The 20081-nt window shown below is 71.7% G+C and carries 14 protein-coding genes and 1 pseudogene; 12 read left to right on the top strand and 3 right to left on the bottom strand.

Annotated elements, in window-relative coordinates; translation table 11 throughout:
- Positions 1–46: 46 nt before the first annotated feature.
- Complete coding sequence (locus NOD94_RS07100; RefSeq protein ID WP_281204866.1) at positions 47–2017, top strand: ATP-dependent DNA helicase; 1971 nt, start codon at positions 47–49, stop codon at positions 2015–2017.
- A 176-nt stretch (positions 2018–2193) separates the two neighbouring features.
- Here NOD94_RS07100 and lexA read toward each other — a convergent pair whose 3' ends face one another.
- Complete coding sequence (gene lexA, locus NOD94_RS07095; RefSeq protein WP_281204865.1) at positions 2194–2985, bottom strand: transcriptional repressor LexA; 792 nt, start codon at positions 2983–2985, stop codon at positions 2194–2196.
- A 588-nt stretch (positions 2986–3573) separates the two neighbouring features.
- Here lexA and nrdR point away from each other — a divergent pair.
- The 8 genes from nrdR (at position 3574) to NOD94_RS07055 (ending at position 12621) form a co-directional block, all read left to right on the top strand.
- Positions 3574–4086 (top strand): transcriptional regulator NrdR, encoded by a 513-nt coding sequence (gene nrdR, locus NOD94_RS07090; RefSeq protein ID WP_281204864.1) that lies wholly within the window; start codon positions 3574–3576, stop codon positions 4084–4086.
- Between the two features lie 138 nt (positions 4087–4224).
- Positions 4225–7116, top strand: a complete 2892-nt coding sequence (locus NOD94_RS07085) for a vitamin B12-dependent ribonucleotide reductase (RefSeq protein ID WP_281204863.1) — start codon at positions 4225–4227, stop codon at positions 7114–7116.
- 360 nt (positions 7117–7476) lie between these two features.
- Positions 7477–8334, top strand: a complete 858-nt coding sequence (locus NOD94_RS07080; protein ID WP_281204862.1) for an arylamine N-acetyltransferase — start codon at positions 7477–7479, stop codon at positions 8332–8334.
- 32 nt (positions 8335–8366) lie between these two features.
- The gene (locus NOD94_RS07075) at positions 8367–8972 is read left to right on the top strand and encodes a YdbC family protein (protein WP_281204861.1); all 606 of its coding nucleotides are present in this window, start codon (positions 8367–8369) and stop codon (positions 8970–8972) included.
- A 75-nt stretch (positions 8973–9047) separates the two neighbouring features.
- The gene (locus tag NOD94_RS07070; protein ID WP_281204860.1) at positions 9048–9707 is read left to right on the top strand and encodes a histidine phosphatase family protein; all 660 of its coding nucleotides are present in this window, start codon (positions 9048–9050) and stop codon (positions 9705–9707) included.
- Positions 9708–9718: 11 nt separating this feature from the next.
- Positions 9719–10642, top strand: coding sequence for an ADP-ribosylglycohydrolase family protein (locus NOD94_RS07065; RefSeq protein WP_281204859.1), 924 nt, complete (start codon positions 9719–9721; stop codon positions 10640–10642).
- 576 nt (positions 10643–11218) lie between these two features.
- The gene (locus NOD94_RS07060; RefSeq protein ID WP_281204858.1) at positions 11219–11929 is read left to right on the top strand and encodes a ribonuclease HII; all 711 of its coding nucleotides are present in this window, start codon (positions 11219–11221) and stop codon (positions 11927–11929) included.
- Between the two features lie 59 nt (positions 11930–11988).
- A complete protein-coding gene (locus NOD94_RS07055) occupies positions 11989–12621 on the top strand; it encodes a hypothetical protein (protein ID WP_281204857.1) in 633 nt (210 codons plus the stop codon).
- Positions 12622–12681: 60 nt separating this feature from the next.
- On the opposite strand, the gene NOD94_RS07050 is transcribed toward NOD94_RS07055, so the two are convergent.
- Complete coding sequence (locus NOD94_RS07050) at positions 12682–13311, bottom strand: hypothetical protein (RefSeq protein WP_281204856.1); 630 nt, start codon at positions 13309–13311, stop codon at positions 12682–12684.
- A gap of 350 nt (positions 13312–13661) precedes the next feature.
- Here NOD94_RS07050 and NOD94_RS07045 point away from each other — a divergent pair, with 350 nt between their 5' ends.
- Complete coding sequence (locus NOD94_RS07045; RefSeq protein ID WP_281204855.1) at positions 13662–15821, top strand: RecQ family ATP-dependent DNA helicase; 2160 nt, start codon at positions 13662–13664, stop codon at positions 15819–15821.
- Between the two features lie 45 nt (positions 15822–15866).
- Here the strand turns inward: NOD94_RS07045 and NOD94_RS07040 are convergent, their stop codons facing one another.
- The gene (locus NOD94_RS07040) at positions 15867–16769 is read right to left on the bottom strand and encodes a LysR family transcriptional regulator (RefSeq protein WP_281204854.1); all 903 of its coding nucleotides are present in this window, start codon (positions 16767–16769) and stop codon (positions 15867–15869) included.
- A gap of 188 nt (positions 16770–16957) precedes the next feature.
- Here NOD94_RS07040 and NOD94_RS07035 point away from each other — a divergent pair.
- Both NOD94_RS07035 and NOD94_RS07030 read left to right on the top strand, forming a co-directional pair.
- Positions 16958–18158 (top strand): annotated as a pseudogene (locus NOD94_RS07035) (MFS transporter).
- 172 nt (positions 18159–18330) lie between these two features.
- On the top strand, positions 18331–19620 hold the full coding sequence (locus tag NOD94_RS07030) for a DUF4192 domain-containing protein (RefSeq protein ID WP_281204853.1): 1290 nt from the start codon (positions 18331–18333) through the stop codon (positions 19618–19620).
- Positions 19621–20081: the final 461 nt, after the last annotated feature.

The raw sequence follows: 20081 nt of genomic DNA, 5'->3' as shown, positions 1-20081 counted from the left end.
ATCGATGCCACCACTGTCGGTGGCGCCCCGTAGGGTTGGCAGTGCTATGACGAAGCCCTCCCTCCCCGACCTGCTGCACGCCGCCGTCTCCGCCGTCGGCGGTACGGAGCGCCCCGGCCAGGTGGCCATGGCCGAAGCCGTCGCCGAAGCGATCGACGACAACTCCCACCGGTTGATCCAAGCCGGCACCGGCACCGGCAAGTCCCTCGGCTACCTGGTGCCGGCCCTCGCGCACGGCGAACGCGTGGTCGTGGCGACGGCGACCCTGGCCCTCCAGCGTCAGCTCGTCGAGCGCGACCTCCCGCGCACGGTGGAGGCGCTGCATCCGCAGCTGCGCCGCCGCCCGCAGTTCGCCATGCTCAAGGGCCGGTCCAACTACCTCTGCCTGCACCGCCTCCACGAAGGGGCTCCGCAGGACGAGGAGGAGGGGCTCTTCGACCAGTTCGAGGCGGCCGCGCCCACCAGCAAGCTCGGCCAGGACCTGATCCGGCTGCGCGACTGGGCGGACGAGACCGAGACCGGCGACCGCGACGACCTCACCCCCGGTGTCTCCGACAAGGCCTGGAGCCAGATCTCGGTCTCCTCCCGGGAGTGCCTGGGCGCGACGAAGTGCGCCTACGGGGCCGAATGCTTCGCGGAGGCGGCTCGGGAGCGGGCCAAGCTCGCGGACGTGGTCGTCACCAACCACGCGCTGCTCGCCATCGACGCCATCGAAGGGGCGCCGGTGCTGCCACAGCACGAGGTGCTGATCGTCGACGAGGCCCACGAGCTCGTCTCGCGCGTGACGGGCGTCGCCACCGGCGAGCTCACACCGGGCCAGGTGAACCGGGCAGTGAAGCGGGCGGCCAAGCTCGTCGACGAGAAGACGGCAGACTCCCTCCAGACCGCGTCCGAGTCGTTCGAGCGGGTCATGGAGCTGGCGCTGCCCGGCCGTCTGGAGGAGGTCCCCGAGGACCTCGGCTACGCCCTGATGTCGCTGCGGGACGCGGCACGCAACGTGATCTCCGCGATCGGAGCCACCCGCGACAAATCCGTCCACGACGAGGACGCCGTTCGCAAGCAGGCGCTGGCAGCGGTGGAGACCGTTCATTCCGTGGCGGAGCGGATCACGACAGGATCCGAGTACGACGTCGTCTGGTACGAGCGCCACGACCGTTTCGGCGCCACCCTCCGCGTCGCCCCGCTCTCCGTGTCCGGGCTGCTGCGCGAAAAGCTCTTCGAGGACCGCTCGGTGGTCCTCACCTCGGCGACCCTCAAGCTGGGCGGCGACTTCAACGGGATCGCGGCCTCGCTCGGCCTCTCCGCGGAAGGGGTCGAGGGGGAGGACGTCCCGGTCTGGCGGGGCCTGGATGTCGGGTCCCCCTTCGACTATCCGAAGCAGGGCATCCTCTACGTCGCCAAGCACCTGGCCACCCCGGGCCGGGAGGGCACCCGCGGCGACATGATGGACGAGCTCGCCGAACTGATCGAGGCGGCGGGCGGCCGCACTCTGGGCCTCTTCTCCTCGATGCGGGGAGCCAAGGCCGCCGCCGAAGAGCTGCGCGGCCGCCTCGACAACCCGATCCTGCTCCAGGGCGAGGAGACGCTCGGCGAGCTGATCAAGACGTTCGCCGCCGATCCGAAGACCTGCCTGTTCGGGACGCTCTCCCTCTGGCAGGGCGTGGACGTGCCGGGACCCAGTTGCCAGCTCGTGGTCATGGACCGCATCCCGTTCCCGCGCCCCGACGACCCGCTGATGAGCGCGCGGCAGAAGTCCGTCGAGGAACACGGCGGCAACGGATTCATGGCCGTCGCGGCCACGCACGCGGCGCTGCTCATGGCCCAGGGTGCGGGCCGGCTCGTCCGCGCCTCGGGCGACCGCGGTGTCGTCGCCGTGCTGGATCCCCGGCTGGCCACGGCCCGCTACGGGAGCTTCCTGCGGGCCACGTTGCCGGACTTCTGGTACACCACGGACCGCAACCAGGTCCGCCGTTCCCTGTCCGCGATCGACGCGACCGCGCAGGCGGACGGCAAGTAGGGGTCAGCAGGGCGCGGACGCCCCGATGCCGGTCGTGAGCACACCGGCTCCGGACCACCAGCTCGAAACCATGGGCTCAGGACCCGTGGTTTCACCGGACCACAGCGCGGATCCGGGCGTGCGGCAGCTCCGGGACCGGCGCAGTGGGTCCCGGAGCCGGCTGAGGGGCGGCGGGGTCAGATCCGGCGCAGTACGGCGACGACCTTGCCGAGGATGGTGGCCTCGTCACCGGGGATGGGCTGGTAGGCGGCGTTGTGGGGGAGCAGCCACACATGGCCGTCCTCGCGCTTGAAACGCTTGACGGTGGCTTCGCCGTCCAGCATCGCGGCGACGATGTCGCCGTTCTCCGCGACGGGCTGGCGGCGGACGGTCACCCAGTCGCCGTCACAGATCGCGGCCTCGATCATGGAGTCGCCCACGACCTTGAGGACGAAGAGCTCTCCGTCACCCACCAGCTGGCGGGGCAGCGGGAACACGTCCTCGACCGACTCCTCGGCGAGGATCGGACCGCCTGCCGCGATCCGACCGACCAGGGGCACGTAGGACGCCGCGGGCTTTCCGGTGGTGTCCGTCGGCTGCGAGCTGGGCTGGTCCGAGCCACGCACCTCGTAGGCGCGGGGACGGTGCGGGTCGCGCCGCAGGAAGCCCTTGCGTTCCAGGGCCATCAGCTGGTGCGCCACCGACGAGGTGCTGGACAGGCCGACCGCCTGGCCGATCTCGCGCATCGACGGCGGGTAGCCGCGGCGCTGTACCGAGTCCCGGATGACCTCGATGACCCTCCGCTGCCGGTCCGTGAGCCCGGAACTGTCTGCGCGGATGCCTGGAGGTCGCCCTGGCAGCGACCGTGCGGGGCGTACGGGCTCCGCTTCCGGGTTCACACTTGCGTCGTTCATGGCATGCACCGGCTCAAGTCGGCTCTGGGAGCGGTTCTGGGCAGTGATGATGGCACTGTCTGCGGTCGTGGTCACGTCGGCCCCTCTCGAAATGTTCTCCCTAGCTGGACAACGGTAGTAGCTTTCGAAAGGTTGCGCCAAACACACGTTCGAGTGAAAAATCAGGGATCGTCCACCTGGGTTAGTTGTGCGGGTGTATAGCCGGACTGAACGGGTGATCGACCGCCGTACCGACGGGCTCGGCCCCCTGGTGCCCGCCCGCTCGGCCGTCACGTTCCGTGACCCCCGGGGGCTGTCGTGCGGCCGGCCTCGGGGTACTCGATCGGCCATTGTTCCGAACGCGGGTTCGGGGGTTCGCTCCGTCCTTGCGGTACCTTTTCCGGTGGGGCCGCCGCCGTGGTGCCGACGTCCAGTCTGGCACTCGCAAGCTCCGTCACCGCCCGTCGGGCGCCGCGACACGCGGAGTGGTGAAAATCCATCCCAACCCAAGATCTAGTGGTTGGATGAGCGCCGCCGCCCACAAGTTGTGGTCCCCGGTCGGTCAGGGTCTCCGGCATCGCATATGCTGGTAGCTGCTTCACGAGCCCCCGGCAGAGACCCGTCCCTGCCGTTCAGGGGCGCCGTGGGGTGATTCGGTCGTGCCACAAGAAGGGTGAGGGAACCATGCACTGCCCCTTCTGCAGGCACCCCGACAGTCGGGTCGTCGACAGCCGCACCACGGATGACGGAACGTCGATCCGCAGGCGCCGTCAGTGCCCCGACTGCTCCCGTCGCTTCACGACGGTGGAGACTGCCTCGCTGATGGTGATCAAGCGCAGCGGGGTCACCGAACCTTTCAGTCGCACCAAGGTCATCTCTGGCGTCCGCAAGGCGTGCCAGGGGCGGCCGGTCACCGAGGACGCCCTCGCCAAGCTCGGCCAGCGGGTCGAGGAGGCGGTGCGCGCCACCGGCAGCGCCGAGCTGACCACCCATGACGTGGGTCTGGCCATACTCGGCCCCTTGCAGGAGCTCGACCTCGTCGCCTACCTGCGGTTCGCATCCGTTTATCGAGCGTTCGACACCCTTGAAGACTTCGAGGCCGCCATCGCGGAACTCCGCGAGCCCCGGCCTCCCCACGAGTGCGAGCCCGGAGGGACCCCCCGGGTCGTCCCCGTGCCCGCCTCCGCCACCGACTGACCTGACGGGCCGCACCTCGGCGCGGCCCGGCCGGCCGGACGGCAGGGCGAAATTCGTAGATACAAGACACACAGCACCGTGCCGCGGAATAGCGCTGGCACTTTAGGGCGTTTTTGCCCGCATATGGGAGGAAGCGGCATGACTGAGACGGCGAGCGGCTCGGCGCGAGGTACCCGCACCAAGGGGACCAAGGCTGCCAAGAGCGGCCTGCGTATCGAGCGCATCCACACCACCCCGGGCGTGCACCCGTACGACGAGGTGAGCTGGGAGCGCCGTGACGTCGTCATGACCAACTGGCGCGACGGCTCGGTGAACTTCGAGCAGCGTGGCGTCGAGTTCCCCGACTTCTGGTCGGTGAACGCGGTCAACATCGTCACCAGCAAGTACTTCCGCGGCGCGGTCGGCACCCCGCAGCGCGAGACCGGTCTGAAGCAGCTGATCGACCGGATCGTGAAGACCTACACGAAGGCCGGCGAGGACTACGACTACTTCGCCTCTCCCGCCGACGCGGAGATCTTCGAGCACGAGCTGACGTACGCGCTCCTGCACCAGATCTTCAGCTTCAACTCGCCCGTCTGGTTCAACGTCGGCACGCCCCAGCCGCAGCAGGTCTCCGCCTGCTTCATCCTGGCCGTCGACGACTCCATGGAGTCGATCCTCGACTGGTACAAGGAAGAGGGAATGATCTTCAAGGGCGGCTCCGGCGCCGGCCTGAACCTTTCCCGCATCCGCTCCTCCAAGGAGCTCCTCTCCTCCGGCGGCAACGCCTCCGGCCCCGTCTCCTTCATGCGCGGCGCCGACGCGTCCGCAGGAACGATCAAGTCGGGCGGCGCCACCCGCCGCGCGGCCAAGATGGTCGTGCTGGACGTGGACCACCCGGACGTCGAGGACTTCATCGCCACCAAGGTGAAGGAGGAGGAGAAGATCCGCGCCCTGCGCGACGCGGGCTTCGACATGGACCTGGGCGGCGACGACATCACGTCCGTCCAGTACCAGAACGCCAACAACTCGGTCCGCGTGAACGACGAGTTCATGACGGCCGTCGAGAACGGCACCGAGTTCGGCCTGCGGGCCCGCATGACCGGCGAGGTCATCGAGAAGGTCGACGCCAAGGCGCTCTTCCGCAAGCTCGCCGAGGCCGCGTGGGCCTGCGCCGACCCGGGCATCCAGTACGACGGTGTGATCAACAACTGGCACACCTGCCCCGAGTCCGGCCGCATCACCGCGTCGAACCCGTGCAGCGAGTACATGCACCTGGACAACACGTCCTGCAACCTCGCCTCGCTGAACCTGATGAAGTTCCTCGACGACGACGGCAAGGGCAACCAGTCCTTCGACGCCGAGCGCTTCTCCAAGGTCGTCGAGCTGGTCATCACCGCGATGGACATCTCCATCTGCTTCGCGGACTTCCCGACGCAGAAGATCGGCGAGAACACCCGCGCCTTCCGCCAGCTCGGCATCGGCTACGCCAACCTCGGCGCCCTGCTGATGGCGACCGGCCACGCGTACGACTCGGACGGCGGTCGCACCCTCGCCGCCTCGATCACCTCGCTGATGACCGGCACCGCGTACAAGCGCTCCGCCGAGCTGGCCGCCATCGTCGGCCCGTACGACGGCTACGCCCGCAACGCGGACTCGCACAAGCGCGTCATGAAGCAGCACGCCGACGCCAACGCCGTCGCGCCGCGCACCGATGACCTCGACAGCATCATCTGGGCTGCGGCCACCGAGGCTTGGCAGGACGTCCTGCGCCTCGGCGAGAAGAACGGCTTCCGCAACTCCCAGGCCTCCGTCCTCGCGCCGACCGGCACCATCGGTCTCGCGATGTCCTGCGACACCACCGGTGTCGAGCCGGACCTGGCCCTGGTCAAGTTCAAGAAGCTCGTCGGCGGCGGCTCGATGCAGATCGTCAACGGCACCGTCCCGCAGGCCCTGCGCCGCCTGGGTTACCAGGAGGAGCAGATCGAGGCGATCGTCACGCACATCGCCGAGCACGGCGTGGTCGTCGACGCCCCGGGTCTGAAGCCCGAGCACTACTCCGTGTTCGACTGCGCCATGGGCGAGCGTTCCATCTCCGCGATGGGTCACGTCCGCATGATGGCCGCGATCCAGCCCTGGATCTCCGGCGCGATCTCGAAGACGGTCAACATGCCGGAGACGGCGACCGTCGAGGAGATCGAGGAGATCTACTTCGAGGCGTGGAAGATGGGCGTCAAGGCGCTCGCGATCTACCGCGACAACTGCAAGGTCGGCCAGCCCCTCTCCGCGAAGAAGAAGGAAGAGGAGAAGACCGAGGTCACCGAGAAGGCCGAGGAGACCATCCGCGCGGCGGTCGAGAAGGTCATCGAGTACCGTCCGGTCCGCAAGCGCCTGCCGAAGGGTCGCCCGGGGATCACCACCTCCTTCACGGTCGGTGGCGCCGAGGGCTACATGACGGCGAACTCCTACCCGGACGACGGTCTGGGCGAGGTCTTCCTGAAGATGTCCAAGCAGGGTTCGACCCTCGCGGGCATGATGGACGCCTTCTCCATCGCCGTCTCGGTGGGTCTGCAGTACGGCGTCCCGCTGGAGACGTACGTCGCGAAGTTCACGAACATGCGCTTCGAGCCGGCCGGTATGACGGACGACCCGGACGTGCGGATGGCGCAGTCGATCGTCGACTACATCTTCCGCCGCGTGGCGCTCGACTTCCTGCCGTTCGAGACCCGCTCCGCCCTCGGCATCCACTCCGCCGAGGAGCGTCAGCGCCACCTCGACACCGGCTCCTACGAGCCGCTCGACGGCGAGGAACTGGACACCGAGACCCTCGCGCAGTCGGCTCCGGTCGCGGTCGTTCCGGCGGCCCCGAAGCCCGTCGCGATCGCTGCGGTCCCGGCTCCGAAGACGGCTCACAGCAACGCCGAACTGGTCGAGATGCAGCTCGGCGTCTCCGCCGACGCCCCGCTCTGCTTCTCGTGCGGTACGAAGATGCAGCGCGCCGGCTCCTGCTACATCTGCGAGGGCTGCGGCTCGACCAGCGGTTGCAGCTGAACCACGGCGCAATCACCCGGCACGCCTCATCCGACGTAGTACGCGGACGTAGCTGACGGGCAGCACACGAAGGGGACCGACCCACGGGCGGTCCCCTTCGTCGTGCTGCGGGCGTTCGCCGACCGGCTGTCACCCGGTGAGGCGTCGGGCATGCCAGGAACGCCCCACCCGCGGACCTGCGCCGCTCCCCTCGGCGCAACCGCGCACGCCGGGAGGCCACTTTGGGGTCGGCCGTCGCCGCGACGCCGGTCAGGGCCTCCGCAGGGCCGGTTGGCCTGTGGGGGGTATCTGGCGATCATTGTGTGGGGGCGCGCCCGACGGGGCGCCCCGGAATTTTCGCGGCGGGGGAGTGGGGGAGCCATGTGGCACGGTGACGAGCTGGACCTGGACGCGTACCTGGCGCGCATCGGTCTGGGGAGCCCGATCGGGGGCGACGGAAAGGGCGCCCGGGAGCGGGAACTCGGGCCGGACCTGGAGACGTTGTACGCAGTGCACCGGGCCCACACCGCCGCCATCGTCTTCGAGAGCCTGGACGTCCTGTTCGGCCGCCCCGTCGACCTGGACGTCAAAGCCCTTGAGGACAAGCTCGTGCACGGCCGTCGCGGCGGCTACTGCTACGAGCAGAACTCGCTGCTGGCCGCCGCCCTGGAGCGGCTCGGCTTCGAGGTCACCGGGCGCGGGGCCCGCAACCGCACCCGGGGCGACAGCCTGCTCGCGGTGACGCACGCCGTCCTCGTCGTCACCGTCGACGGCGAACCGTGGCTCTGTGACGCGGGCTTCGGCTACCAGGGCCCGCGCGAGCCCGTACCGCTCGCACGGCCCGGTCACGAGGTTCGCCAGGGGCAGTGGACGTTCCACGTCCGCGAGGAGGAGGACGACATCCTCGTCCTGTGCGCCCTGCGTGCCGGAGCGTGGCGCGACCTGTACGCGTTTTCCCCGCAGCACTACCACCCCGTCGACTACGTCGTGCTGAACCACTACAGCTCCTCCCACCCCCGCTCCTCCTTCGTCGGGCGGACCCTCGTCCAGCTCCCCGGCGACGCCGTGCGCCAGACCCTCGTGGGCAGCGAACTCACGCGTCTGCACCCCGACGGGCGGACCGAGCGGGAGGCCGTCGCGGCCGAGGACCTGATCGGGCTCCTCGACCGGGAGTTCGGCCTCCGGCTGTCCGATCGGGATGCGGCGGAACTGGTTCGGATCCACCGCTCAAGGGACTGACCCGGGCCGTGCCCGGCCCGTACGATGGCGCGGTGCTGGTCAAGTGGATTCGCTGCACGGTGACGGACCGACGCGGGTTCGAGCGCGGGCAACGCAAATGGGCGGGGCTGCCCGGGGAGCCCGGATTCCGTGGGCAGGGCGGCGGCTGGAGCCGGGGCCGGCAGGGCGTCGCGCACGTCTTCGCGTTCTGGGAGAGCCGCGCCTTCTACGACTCCTTCATGGCCCGCTCCCACGACCGGCTGGCGGCCTCCCAGAACGGCACCTACACCGATGCGCGCGTCACGCTGTTCGACCACCGGTTCGACGTGAAGACCGGATTCCAGCCCCGGTTCACCGACGCCGACGTGGTCCGGGTCGCGCACACCCGGGTGCGGGAGGGGCGCGAGGAGCACTTCACCCTGATGCAGGAGAAGGTGTGGAACCCGGCAATGGCGGGCTCGCCAGGCATGGTCCGCGGCCTCTTCGGTGAGGCGCCCGGCCGCGAGTTCCTCGTGCTGTCGATGTGGCGGGCGGCGGCGGAGCACGGCAAGTACCGGCAGGAGCGGGTCGAGCGGCTCTCCCTGCGCGCCCAGACGGAAGCCGACGTCGAAGCGCTCACCGGAGACGTCGTGGACCTCGAACCCGGCTGGACGGTATGACCGTACGACGGCCCGACCGCCCGGTCCGGCGCGCCCCGGTCCACACGGGCGTCGGTGGCCGAATAGGCTCGTGGGATGGTACGACCACGGCGCATTGTCCTTGTCCGGCACGGGGAGTCGGAGGGGAACGCCGACGACACGGTGTACGAGCGTGAACCCGACCACGCCCTGCGCCTGACCTCAAGGGGCCGCGAACAGGCCGCCGAGGCCGGAGTCCGGCTGCGCGACCTCTTCGGCGACGAGCACATCAGCGCGTACGTCTCCCCCTATCGCCGGACCCTGCAAACCTTTCGGGAGCTGCGCCTCGATCCGACGCGGGTACGGATGCGCGAGGAGCCGCGACTGCGCGAGCAGGACTGGGGCAACTGGCAGGACCGCGCCGACGTGCGCCTGCAGAAGGCCTACCGGGACGCCTACGGGCACTTCTTCTACCGCTTCGCGCAAGGGGAGTCCGGCGCCGACGTGTACGACCGCGTCGGTTCCTTCCTGGAAAGTCTCTACCGCAGCTTCGAGGCGCCGGACCACCCCGAGAACGTGCTGCTGGTGACGCACGGTCTGACGATGCGGTTGTTCTGCATGCGCTGGTTCCACTGGTCGGTGAACGAGTTCGAGGCCCTCTCCAACCCGGGGAACGGCGAATACCGGGTGCTGCTCCTCGGCCCGGACGGCCGGTACCGGATGGACCGCCCGTTTGAGCGCTGGACCACACCCGAGCCTTATGACCTGGACGGCTAGAGTGACGCGCGATGACCGCTGAAACCACTCCCGAAAGGCGCTACGCACGCGCCCTGTCCAGCCTTCGAGGGCTGGCCCTGGGGGACGCCCTGGGCTCCCAGTACTTCGTCCCCGTCAACTACCCCCTGCTCAAGCGGCGCGAGCTGCCCGCCGGCAACGGCCCATGGCAGTGGACCGACGACACCGAGATGGCCTGCTCGGTGGTCGCGGTGCTGGCCGCGCACGGGCGCATCGACCAGGACGCGCTGGCGAGCTCCTTCGCCACCCACCACGACTTCGACCGCGGCTACGGCCCCGCCGTGAACCGCATGCTCCGGCTCGTCCGGGAGGGCGCGGACTGGCGCACGCTGGCCGCCGAGCTCTTCAACGGACAGGGCTCCTGGGGCAACGGGGCGGCGATGCGGATCGCTCCGCTCGGCGCCTGGTACGCGGACGACCCCGAGCAGGCCACGCACCAGGCGGAGATCTCCGCCTACACCACCCACCAGCACCGCGAGGCGGTGTGCGGGGCGATGGCCGTCGCCGCCGCGGCCGCGCTGGCGTCGTCCCCGCAGGGCAGGCCTACGGCCGCCGACCTGCTGGACGGGGTCATCGCGCTGGTTCCGCGCAGTGCGGTGGGCGCCGGGGTGCGCAGGGCGCGGGACATGCTGGACTACGGCGATGCCACGACGGTCGCGGCGGTGCTCGGCTGCGGCCGGCGCACCAGCGCCCACGACACGGTGCCGTTCGCCCTGTGGTCGGCGGCTCGGGCCCTGGACGACTACGAGCGGGCGTTCTGGACCACCGCGCAGGTCGGCGGGGACGTGGACACCACCTGCGCCATCGTCGGCGGGGTGCTGGGCGGCCGCGGCGACGAGGTGCTGCCGCAGTCCTGGCTGGCCCGCACCGAAGCCCTGCCCGCCTGGCTTCCGGAGCGGCCGACCCGGGCCGGCTAGTCCGCGTCGTCGAACTCCGTCCGGTGCCGTCCGGTGCCGTCCGAGGGTCCGGGCCCGGAGCCAACAGCCCGCGCCCGGCTCTCGTACGGTGGCTGCGATCAAGCCGGACCGACACTCGAACGGGCGATTCCGGATGTGTTCACCGGGTTGGGTCGGTCCTGAGTTCAGAGCTTCGCGAAAGCTACCTGCTCCTGGCGGTCCGGTTCCGCGTGCGAACCGGGGGCGGCGTTCTCGAATCCGCCCACCGGCTGGTGTGCGTGCTGCTGCCGCAAGGAATTGGCCGGGTTGATCCGGCCGGTAGCGCATGATCCGCTCAGGGTCGATTCGACTGCGGCGATGCCGATGCGTTGCCGTAGAGCGGTGTGCGGAAGCGAACGTCCGGGTGGCGGGATTTGAGGGCCGGTCGCCCGGGACGGAGTCGATCCCGTCTCCGTGCGCCCCTGGGCCCACCGCCCGGCCGGGCGGTGAGGGGAGCCGTCCAGGAAGGTCCGTACCCGTGCGCCGGTCGAACCGGGAGCGGCTTGACCCGGGCCGGGGTGTGCAGGCGGGCCGGGGCGGCGTACCCTTGCTGGCGCCATGCCGTACGAAGCACCCACCCACACCGTCGAGCGCTCCCTCCGCGCAACCACCGGCGCCAAGGTCATCGCCGGGGTCGACGAGGTCGGACGCGGGGCCTGGGCCGGTCCCGTCACCGTCTGCGCGGCGATCACCGGCCTACGCCGGCCGCCCGAGGGACTCACCGACTCCAAACTCCTCACCCCCCGAAGACGTGACGCCCTGCTCGACGTCCTGGAGGACTGGGTCACCGCCCACGCCCTCGGGCACGCCTCCCCCGAGGAGATCGACGAGCTCGGGATGACCGCCGCGCTGCGACTCGCGGCGGTGCGCGCCCTGGAGGCCCTCCCGGTGCGGCCCGACGCGGTGATCCTCGACGGCAAGCACGACTACCTCGGCGCACCCTGGCAGGTCCGGACGGTGATCAAGGGCGACCAGTCCTGCGTGGCCGTCGCCGCGGCCTCGGTGATCGCCAAGGTCCGGCGCGACCGGATGATGGCCGAACTGGGTGAACAGGGCGACGGAATAGCGGACTTCGCTTTCGCCGCGAACGCCGGCTACCCGTCACCCGTGCACCGGGCCGTGCTCGAAGAGCGGGGTCCGACCGCCTACCACCGCCTCTCGTGGTCGTACCTCGACGCACTGCCGCGATGGCGCCACCTCAAGAAGGTGCGCCGCAGCGAAGAGGCGGCGGCGCTGGAAGACGGAGGCCAACTCGGCTTCGATTTCTGATCGCACCCACGTGCCACCCACCGGTACGTTTCGTACCGGTGTTTGATAGATATCAACTCATGCCTCTCACCCCCGCCATCGAGGAGCCTCAGATTCACGAGAGTGCCCAGGGTCCCCGCGTCACGCCGGCCGCCGGCCGTACCGCGCAGACCCCCCGCCCCGTACCTGGTCCGCGTCCTGCCGCCGTACCCCGGCCCGGACGCCCCGGTCCCGCCCGACCCGCCCCGCCCGCGCAGCGCGCGGCGCAGGCCGCCCCCGGACCTGTTTCCGCAGCCCCCACCACCCCGTCCGTCTCCGCGGCGGTGCCGCAGGTCCAGCTGATCCCGGCGTCCGCCGAGGGTGCGCTGGACGCGGCCGACGAGGCCGTCGACCTGCTGCTCGACACCGGGCGCGCGCCCGGCGACATCCTGGTGCTCACCACCGGCGACCCGCACCCGTGGGCCGCTCACGAGCTGTCCTTCGGCGAGGCCTCGTACTGGGCCCAGCACGAGGCCGGGGACGACGTCTTCTACGCGGACGCGGCGCAGGCGCAGCGCGCCGCCGGCCGCCCCGTCGTGGTCTTCGCGGCCAACGGCGGACCGGTCGACACCATCACCGCCGCGCTGCCGGTCGCGCTCGCGCGCGCCGGCACGCTGCTGATCGTGTGCGGCGAAACGCAGCAGATCAACTCCGTGCTGGGTGCGGGCGTCTGACGCCTCGTACCCCGCTCGGGCCGGGGGCGGGGCGGGCCGGACGTCGGCCCCGCCCGGCCTTCAGCGGGCCGCGGTCCGCCGCAGGGCCTCGGTCGCCCCGCCGCCGGTCCGCAGTGTCAGCGATGTGACCTCCCCCGTCGTGCCGCCGAGGCGCTCCGGCCGGGACTCCGAGCCGGGATGGCGGCCACCCCGCCCCTCCCCGAGCACCTGCCAGCCGCCCCGGGTCAGCGTGATGTAGGCGCCGCACCGCAGCCCGTGCAGGGTGCAGGCGTCCCGCAGGCCCCACATCCAGGCCCCGTCCTCCTCGGTCCACCGCTCGTCGCCGTCACGGCAGTACAGCAGCACCGCCGTACGGACCGGGGTGCGTCGCCGCAGGTCGTGCGGGAGGATCCGACGCAGCCGGGACAACAGGGCGTTGCGGTACTCCCAGCCGTCCGCCGAAACCGAGCGCTGGACGAAGGAGGCGCTCGCGACGAGGCGCTCCTCGGGGCCGAGGACGGCGATCACCGCGGTGGCGGGCACGGGGCCGTGTCGGGAGTGCAGGCCGCTCACGACCTCGCGCGGATTGCGCAGCAGGGGGATGCCCGCCGCCGTCCATTCCGAGGGTTCGAGCAGTCTGCCGTGCCGGCTGGCGCCGCCGGTGGCCGTTATCGGGGACGTGGGCGAGGGCGATGCGAATCCGAAGGTCACGGTCCTCCCTTCGGGTACACGCCCGCGAACGGGCACGGCTGGGATGTGGGCGCGCCGCGGCCCGGCCCAGGAGAGTGCCGACGAGCCGAACGGGAGCACTCCGATTCTCGCGTGGCCCGCGAGGGTGGGGCAATGAGCATTTGAGGCCGCAGACCGGAATTCGCCGGTATGCCGCTCATATCCTTGCCCCATCGCATCGGGGATGACGCATCCGCCGCGTCCCGAGCGCGGGCACCAGCGCAAACACCTCGCCGTCCCGGGCCCGGCGGAGCGGTCGGCGGCCGGGTGTGGGCGGCGCGTCACGTTGGGTGAGTTGGCCCATTGTCCGTGCCATCGGGTTGCATGGGGGCATGACCAACCTGGAGCTCCGTACCGAAGCCGATGCCATCCTCGCCGAGCTCGTCGGCGCCCCGGGCGGGTCGGCGCGGCTGCGGGAGGACCAGTGGCAGGCGGTCGCGGCCCTGGTGGAGGAACGACGGCGGGCCCTGGTGGTGCAGCGCACCGGCTGGGGAAAGTCGGCGGTGTACTTCGTCGCCACCGCCCTGCTGCGCCGACGCGGCTCCGGCCCCACGGTGATCATCTCGCCCCTGCTGGCCCTGATGCGCAACCAGGTCGAGGCGGCCGCCCGGGCCGGCATCCAGGCCCGCACGATCAACTCCGCCAACCCGGAGGAGTGGGACACCATCTACGGCGAGGTCGAGCGCGGCGAGACCGACGTCCTCCTCGTCAGCCCGGAGCGCCTCAACTCCGTCGACTTCCGCGAACAGGTGCTGCCCAAGCTCGCGGCCACGACCGGCCTCCTGGTCGTCGACGAGGCGCACTGCATCTCCGACTGGGGACACGACTTCCGCCCCGACTACCGTCGGCTGCGCGCGATGCTCGCCGAGCTCGCCCCCGGCGTACCGGTGCTGGCCACCACCGCGACCGCGAACGCTCGGGTCACCGCGGACGTGGCCGAGCAACTGGGCACCGGCGCCGGCGAGGCGCTGGTGCTGCGCGGCACGCTGGAGCGGGAGAGCCTGCGGCTGGGCGTGGTCCGGCTGCCGGACGCGGCGCACCGGCTGGGCTGGCTCGCCGAGCACCTCGATGAACTGCAGGGCTCCGGGATCATCTACACCCTCACCGTCGCCGCCGCCGAGGAGGCCACCGCCTTCCTGCGACAGCGCGGCTTCGACGTGTCCTCCTACACGGGGCGCACGGAGAACGCCGACCGGCTCCAGGCGGAAACCGACCTCCAGGAGAACCGGGTCAAGGCGCTCGTCGCGACCTCGGCATTGGGCATGGGCTTCGACAAACCCGACCTGGGCTTCGTGATCCACCTCGGCTCGCCCTCCTCGCCGATCGCCTACTACCAGCAGGTCGGCCGCGCCGGCCGCGGTGTCGAACACGCCGATGTGCTGCTCCTGCCGGGCAAGGAGGACGAGGCCATCTGGCGTTACTTCGCCGACACGGCCTTTCCGCCCGAGGCGCAGGTCAGGCAGACCCTGACGGCCCTCGCCGAAGCGGGACGGCCACTGTCCGTACCGGCCCTGGAGGCCGCGGTGGACCTCCGCCGCACCCGGCTGGAGACCATGCTCAAGGTCCTGGACGTGGACGGGGCCGTCAAGCGGGTGAAGGGCGGCTGGTCCTCCACCGGCCTGCCGTGGACGTACGACTCCGAGAGGTACGCCTGGGTCGCCCGCCAGCGGGCCGCCGAGCAGCAGGCCATGCGGGACTACGTGAGCGCGACCGGGTGCCGGATGGAGTTCCTGCGCCGGCAACTGGACGACGAGGGCGCCGTCCCGTGCGGCCGCTGCGACAACTGCGCGGGTGTCTGGGCCGATGCCTCCGTGTCGGCGGAGACCCTGACGGGCGCCGCCAGGGAACTGGACCGGCCGGGCGTGGAGGTCGAGCCGCGCCGGATGTGGCCGACGGGCATGCCGGCGCTGGGAGTCAACCTCAAGGGCCGCATCCCGGCGAAGGAGCAGTGCTCGACGGGGCGGGCCCTGGGGCGGCTCTCGGACATCGGCTGGGGCAACCGGCTGCGTCCGCTCCTCGCGGACACCGCACCCGACACCCCGGTGCCCGACGACGTCCTGCAGGCCGCGGTGGCCGTCATCGCCGACTGGGCGCGCTCCGCGGGCGGCTGGGCGCCGAACGTCCCGGACGCCACGGCCCGGCCCGTGGGAGTCGTCGCCGTGCCGTCGATGACCCGCCCGCAGTTGGTCGGCTCCCTCGCCCGGGGCGTCGCGACCGTCGGCCGCCTCCCGTTCCTGGGCAGCCTGACGTACACCGGGCCGGACGGCGCGCACGCCGCGCGCCGCAGCAACTCCGCCCAGCGCCTGCGGGCGTTGTCCGGGGCCTTCGCCGTCCCCGACGAGCTTGCGGCCGCCCTCGCGGCCGCTCCCGGGCCCGTCCTGCTCATCGACGACTCCACCGAATCCGGCTGGACCCTCGCCGTCGCCGCCCGCCTGCTCCGGCAGGCCGGCGCCGAACAGGTCCTGCCGCTGGTGCTCGCCACGTCGGGCTGAGGCGAGGGGCGGGAGTTCGGCCCGATACCGGGCGGAGCTCCCGCCTCAGGTTGACGCACCCGCCACCTCGGCGAGCGCCAGGGCGAAGGCCCGCGCCTGCGCGGAGGGTCGCACACGGCGACGGACGAGGCCCAGCTCCGAGGCGGGCAGACCCCGCACCGGGACGAACGCGAGGGATTCGCGGCGCCCCTGGTGATCGGCCGTTGCCCGACACAGCAACATGGCGCCCCGGTCGGCCGCCGCCAGGCTCAGTCCCTCCTGGAGCGTGTTCACGCGGGGACCGGCCGGGACGGTGAGGCCGCCCGGTGTCCGCCCGGGGGCCTGGGCGCGCCGCCAGTAGTCGGGGGCGCCGCCGCCGATGCCGATGAGCCGGCAGTCCGCGAGTTCCTCGGCGTCCAGTGACGCCCGGGCGGCGAACGGGTGCCGGACGGACACGGCGAGGGTCTGCGGCTGCCGGGAGAAGACCGGACCGAGGGCGAGGTCCTCCTCGGTCACCGGCAGCAGGACGACCGCACAGTCCACCTCCTGCCGGCGCAGCGGCCCGAAGGGGTCGGAGAGCGGGATCTCGACGATGTCGATGGCGCGGTCCGGGTACCGGTCGCCGAAGAGAGACATGGCCCGGCCCAGGTGGTCGTCGACGGAGCCCTGGAACCCGATGCGCAGCACCCCGCCCGCGCCGCGCGCGATGGTCCGGGCCCGGTCGATGCCGGCGCGCAGGGCGTCGTACGCGGGACGCAGGTCGGAGAGGAAGCTCTCGCCCAGCGGGGTCAACCCCACCCGGCGGCTGGTGCGTTCGACGAGCGGGGCACCGATGCGACCCTCCAGCGACCGCAGGAGCTGGCTGACCCGGCTCTGGGACACGTACAGCCGCTCGCCCGCCCGGCCGAAGTGCAACTCCTCGGCGAGGGCGAGGAACGCCTCCAACTCGCGTATCTCGACACCGCTCATGCTGTCCCCTCCATGGTGGTCCCTCCGACATCGCGGGCTCCGACGCGCAGGCGTCCGCCGCGCAACGCCGTCCGCCACGCGCGCAGGCGCCTGCGCGTGGCGGCGTAGCCGGATCGAGTAGCCCTGCTCATCGAAGGATGAGAGATCGACCGTTGTTCCCGCAGGTCGGGGCGGGTTGGCTGATTGCCATGGCACAGATCGAGGAAATCGTAGGCACCGGTGGGGTGCCTGAACGGGCCGCGACCCGCGGCCGGCCGGGCGTCGCGGCGGTCACGGCCGCGACGTTCACGGTGGTGACGTCGGAGATGCTGCCCGTGGGCCTGCTCACGCCCGTCGGGGAGGCCCTGGAGGTGTCCGAGGGCACCGCGGGGCTGACGCTCACCATCACCGGACTCGTGGGCGCGGTGTCCGCGCCGCTCCTGACCCCTCTGCTGGGGCGGTTCGACCGGCGGACGGTGCTGTGCGCGCTGATGGCCGTCCTGGCAGTGGGAAACCTGCTCGCCGCATGGACGCCGAACTTCGCTGTGATGGTCGTCGCCCGCGTGCTGGTCGGCATCGGAATGGGCGGTGTGTGGGCGATCGCGGCGGGCTTGGCGGTACGGCTGGTGCCGCCGAGATCGATCGGCTCCGCGACCTCCCTCATCTTCAGCGGCATCGCGGTGGCCTCGGTGCTCGGCGTCCCGGCCGGCACGTACGTCGGTGAACTCGTCCACTGGCGAGCGGCGTTCGCCGCCACCGGCGTACTCGCCCTGATGGTGCTCCTTGCCCTGGCGGTGTCGCTGCCACGGCTGCCCGCCGAGCAGGAGGCCCGGCTCGGAGGTGTCATCCGACTGTTCGCCGACCCGCGGGTGCGGACCGGACTGGGTGCGGTGGCCCTGCTGGTCACCGGCCACTTCGCGGCCTACACGTACGCGCGCCCGGTCCTGGAGGAGATTTCAGGGGCGAGCGCCGGGATGATCGGCACACTGCTGCTGGTGTACGGGATCGCCGGCGTGGCTGGCAACTTCGCTGCCGGAGCGGGCGCCGGCCGGTCCCCCCCGCTCCACCCTGCTGGTGATCAGCGCCGTACTGGCGGCCACGATCGCGCTCATTCCGGTGTTCGGCGGGTCCGTCCTGACCGCCGGCGTACTGCTCGCGGTGTGGGGTCTGTCCTACGGCGGCGTGTCGGTCAGTGCTCAGACCTGGCTACTGGCCTCCGCCCCCGGGGCGCGGGAGGCCGCGTCCTCCCTGTTCGTCGGCGTGTTCAACGGGGCCATCGCACTGGGCGCGTTGGTCGGAGGGCTGGCGGCGGACGGTGCCGGGGTCAACGCCGTGATGTGGTTGGGTGGCGTGCTCGGGGCGGGCGCCCTCGTGGTGACGGCGCTGGGCAAGGCCCCCGACCGCGGATGACTTTGAGCCCGGTCCGGGAGGTTGTCGAAGAGATTCGTTCTGTGTTCATGAGCCCATGGAACCCGATGACGCCGACATCGTGCCCGGACCGCGATCAACCTGTGGATATTGAAAGTTGGATGAGTTATCCACAGGGGTTTCGGGATCGGGCCGGGCACGGGACCGTCGACACATGACGACGAACCACGAATCACCCAGCCAGTCCGGCGGTCCTTCCCCGAGTCCGTCCGGAGCACCGACCACCCCCCCGATCACCTTGCGCAGCCCGGCCGAACTGGCCGACGCGCTGCCCTACATGCTCGGCTTCCACCCGACGGACTCCCTCGTCATGGTCACCGTGCACGGCGAGGGAGGCCGCTTCGGCGGCAGGCTCCGCGTCGGCATTCCCCCGGCGCCCGGGGAATGGGAAGAGACGGCCCGGCAGGTCGCCGAGTGCCTGATCCGCGGCAGCGAACGGCGCGGATCCAAGCCCGACGGCATCGTGGTGTTCCTCTGCCAGGACCCGTGCGAGGGGGAGGGCGGCCGTCGGGTCATGGCTCGGCTCCGGCCCTTCGCCCAGCGACTGCGAATCGCCTGCGGGGCGCTCGACGTGCCCGTGCTGGAAGCCCTGTGCCTCTCGGGCGGCCGCTACTGGTCCTACACCTGTCACGACGCCGACTGCTGCCCGGCGGACGGCAAGCCCCTGGACCCGCCCGGCACTTCCGTGATGGCGGCGGCCGCGACCTACGCCGGGCTCCGGGTACGGGGCTCCCTGCAGGAGATCGAGGACCGACTCGCTCCCCTGCGAGGGGTGCCCGCCGCCGGCCAGGAGGCCGCACTGGATCGTGCGGCCGTCGCACTCGTGCCGAAGATCCTCGACGGTGCGACCCGCGAGGAGGTCGGCGCCGAGACCCTGTCCGTGGCCAGGACCTTGATGCGGCGCCTGGCGCTCGCCCCGCCCGCCGAGGCGGGAGCCCGCGCCGACGACCGCGATGACGCCCTGCTCGGCCACGACGAGGCCGCGGCCGTGATCCTCGGCCTCCAGGACCGCGAGATCCGCGACATCGCAGCCGAGTGGATGGAGGACGACGAGGCCGCCCCCGCCCTCAGGCTGTGGCGGGCCCTGGCACGCCGATGTGTCGGGGCGTACGGAGAACACGCGGCGGCCCCGCTCACCCTGGCGGGCTGGGTCTCCTGGTCCAGCGGGGACGAGCCGACCGCACGGATCGTGCTCGGGCTGGCACTGCGGGCCGACTCCGAGTACCGCTTCGCGCAGCTGCTCCATCACGCCTGCAACGAGGGCATCGACCCGGAGGGGTTGCGGCAGTGCCTGAGGGAGGAGCGCAGCCGACGCGAACCGCGCCGGAAGCGGGCCGCGACCACGACCCGCCCGCCCGGTAGGCGGACCGGCCGCCGTACGGAGTCCCGGCACCCCGGGTCCCGCAGCTCCGAGTCCCGTCGCACCGAGGGGAGCGGACAGTGAGCCCCCGACGCGGACCGTACGCCCACAGCCGCGCCCGACGTCTCCGGGACGCGGTGGGCTCCGCCTTACGCCCAGGACGCCCCGCCGTCCTGGGTCGGTCACCCTTACGCCCGACACGCCCCGCGCTCCGGGGCCAGTCACCACCGGGGCCCGTGACCCGGGCGGGGGCCGGGGCGTTCCCCTGGAGGGCGGTGGGGGCCCGGCCGCGCTGCCGCCCAGCCGAACCGGCCGGAGCGCAGACAAGGCGGCACATGGCTCCCCCCGTACCCCTGACCGACCCCATCGGGCCGTCCACTTCCCCGCAGGCCCACCCCCCGGGAGCTCCGACCCACCGGCCCCCCGGAACCCCGACCCGTCTCGGTGCGGGCCCGGAAGGGGGGCTGCCCGGCGACCCGGCGTCACCTCCCCGCCCCGGGGAACACGGCACAGCCTCGCCGGAACCCCGCCGGCAGGCCGGGGGA

This window comes from Streptomyces sp. Isolate_45, from assembly GCF_024721315.2.
GTDB lineage: Bacteria > Actinomycetota > Actinomycetes > Streptomycetales > Streptomycetaceae > Streptomyces.
The sequence above is the reverse complement of the archived record's forward strand: the minus strand, read 5'-3'. Positions and strand labels throughout refer to the sequence as shown.

Bases quoted from the DNA above. Each gene is read 5' to 3' on its own strand.
- NOD94_RS07100 (WP_281204866.1), top strand. From the start codon at position 47: ATGACGAAGCCCTCCCTCCCCGACCTGCTGCACGCCGCCGTCTCCGCC.
- nrdR (WP_281204864.1), top strand. From the start codon at position 3,574: ATGCACTGCCCCTTCTGCAGGCACCCCGACAGTCGGGTCGTCGACAGC.
- NOD94_RS07085 (WP_281204863.1), top strand. From the start codon at position 4,225: ATGACTGAGACGGCGAGCGGCTCGGCGCGAGGTACCCGCACCAAGGGG.
- NOD94_RS07080 (WP_281204862.1), top strand. From the start codon at position 7,477: ATGTGGCACGGTGACGAGCTGGACCTGGACGCGTACCTGGCGCGCATC.
- NOD94_RS07070 (WP_281204860.1), top strand. From the start codon at position 9,048: ATGGTACGACCACGGCGCATTGTCCTTGTCCGGCACGGGGAGTCGGAG.
- NOD94_RS07065 (WP_281204859.1), top strand. From the start codon at position 9,719: ATGACCGCTGAAACCACTCCCGAAAGGCGCTACGCACGCGCCCTGTCC.
- NOD94_RS07060 (WP_281204858.1), top strand. From the start codon at position 11,219: ATGCCGTACGAAGCACCCACCCACACCGTCGAGCGCTCCCTCCGCGCA.
- NOD94_RS07055 (WP_281204857.1), top strand. From the start codon at position 11,989: ATGCCTCTCACCCCCGCCATCGAGGAGCCTCAGATTCACGAGAGTGCC.
- NOD94_RS07045 (WP_281204855.1), top strand. From the start codon at position 13,662: ATGACCAACCTGGAGCTCCGTACCGAAGCCGATGCCATCCTCGCCGAG.
- NOD94_RS07040 (WP_281204854.1), bottom strand. From the start codon at position 16,769: ATGAGCGGTGTCGAGATACGCGAGTTGGAGGCGTTCCTCGCCCTCGCC.
- NOD94_RS07030 (WP_281204853.1), top strand. From the start codon at position 18,331: ATGACGACGAACCACGAATCACCCAGCCAGTCCGGCGGTCCTTCCCCG.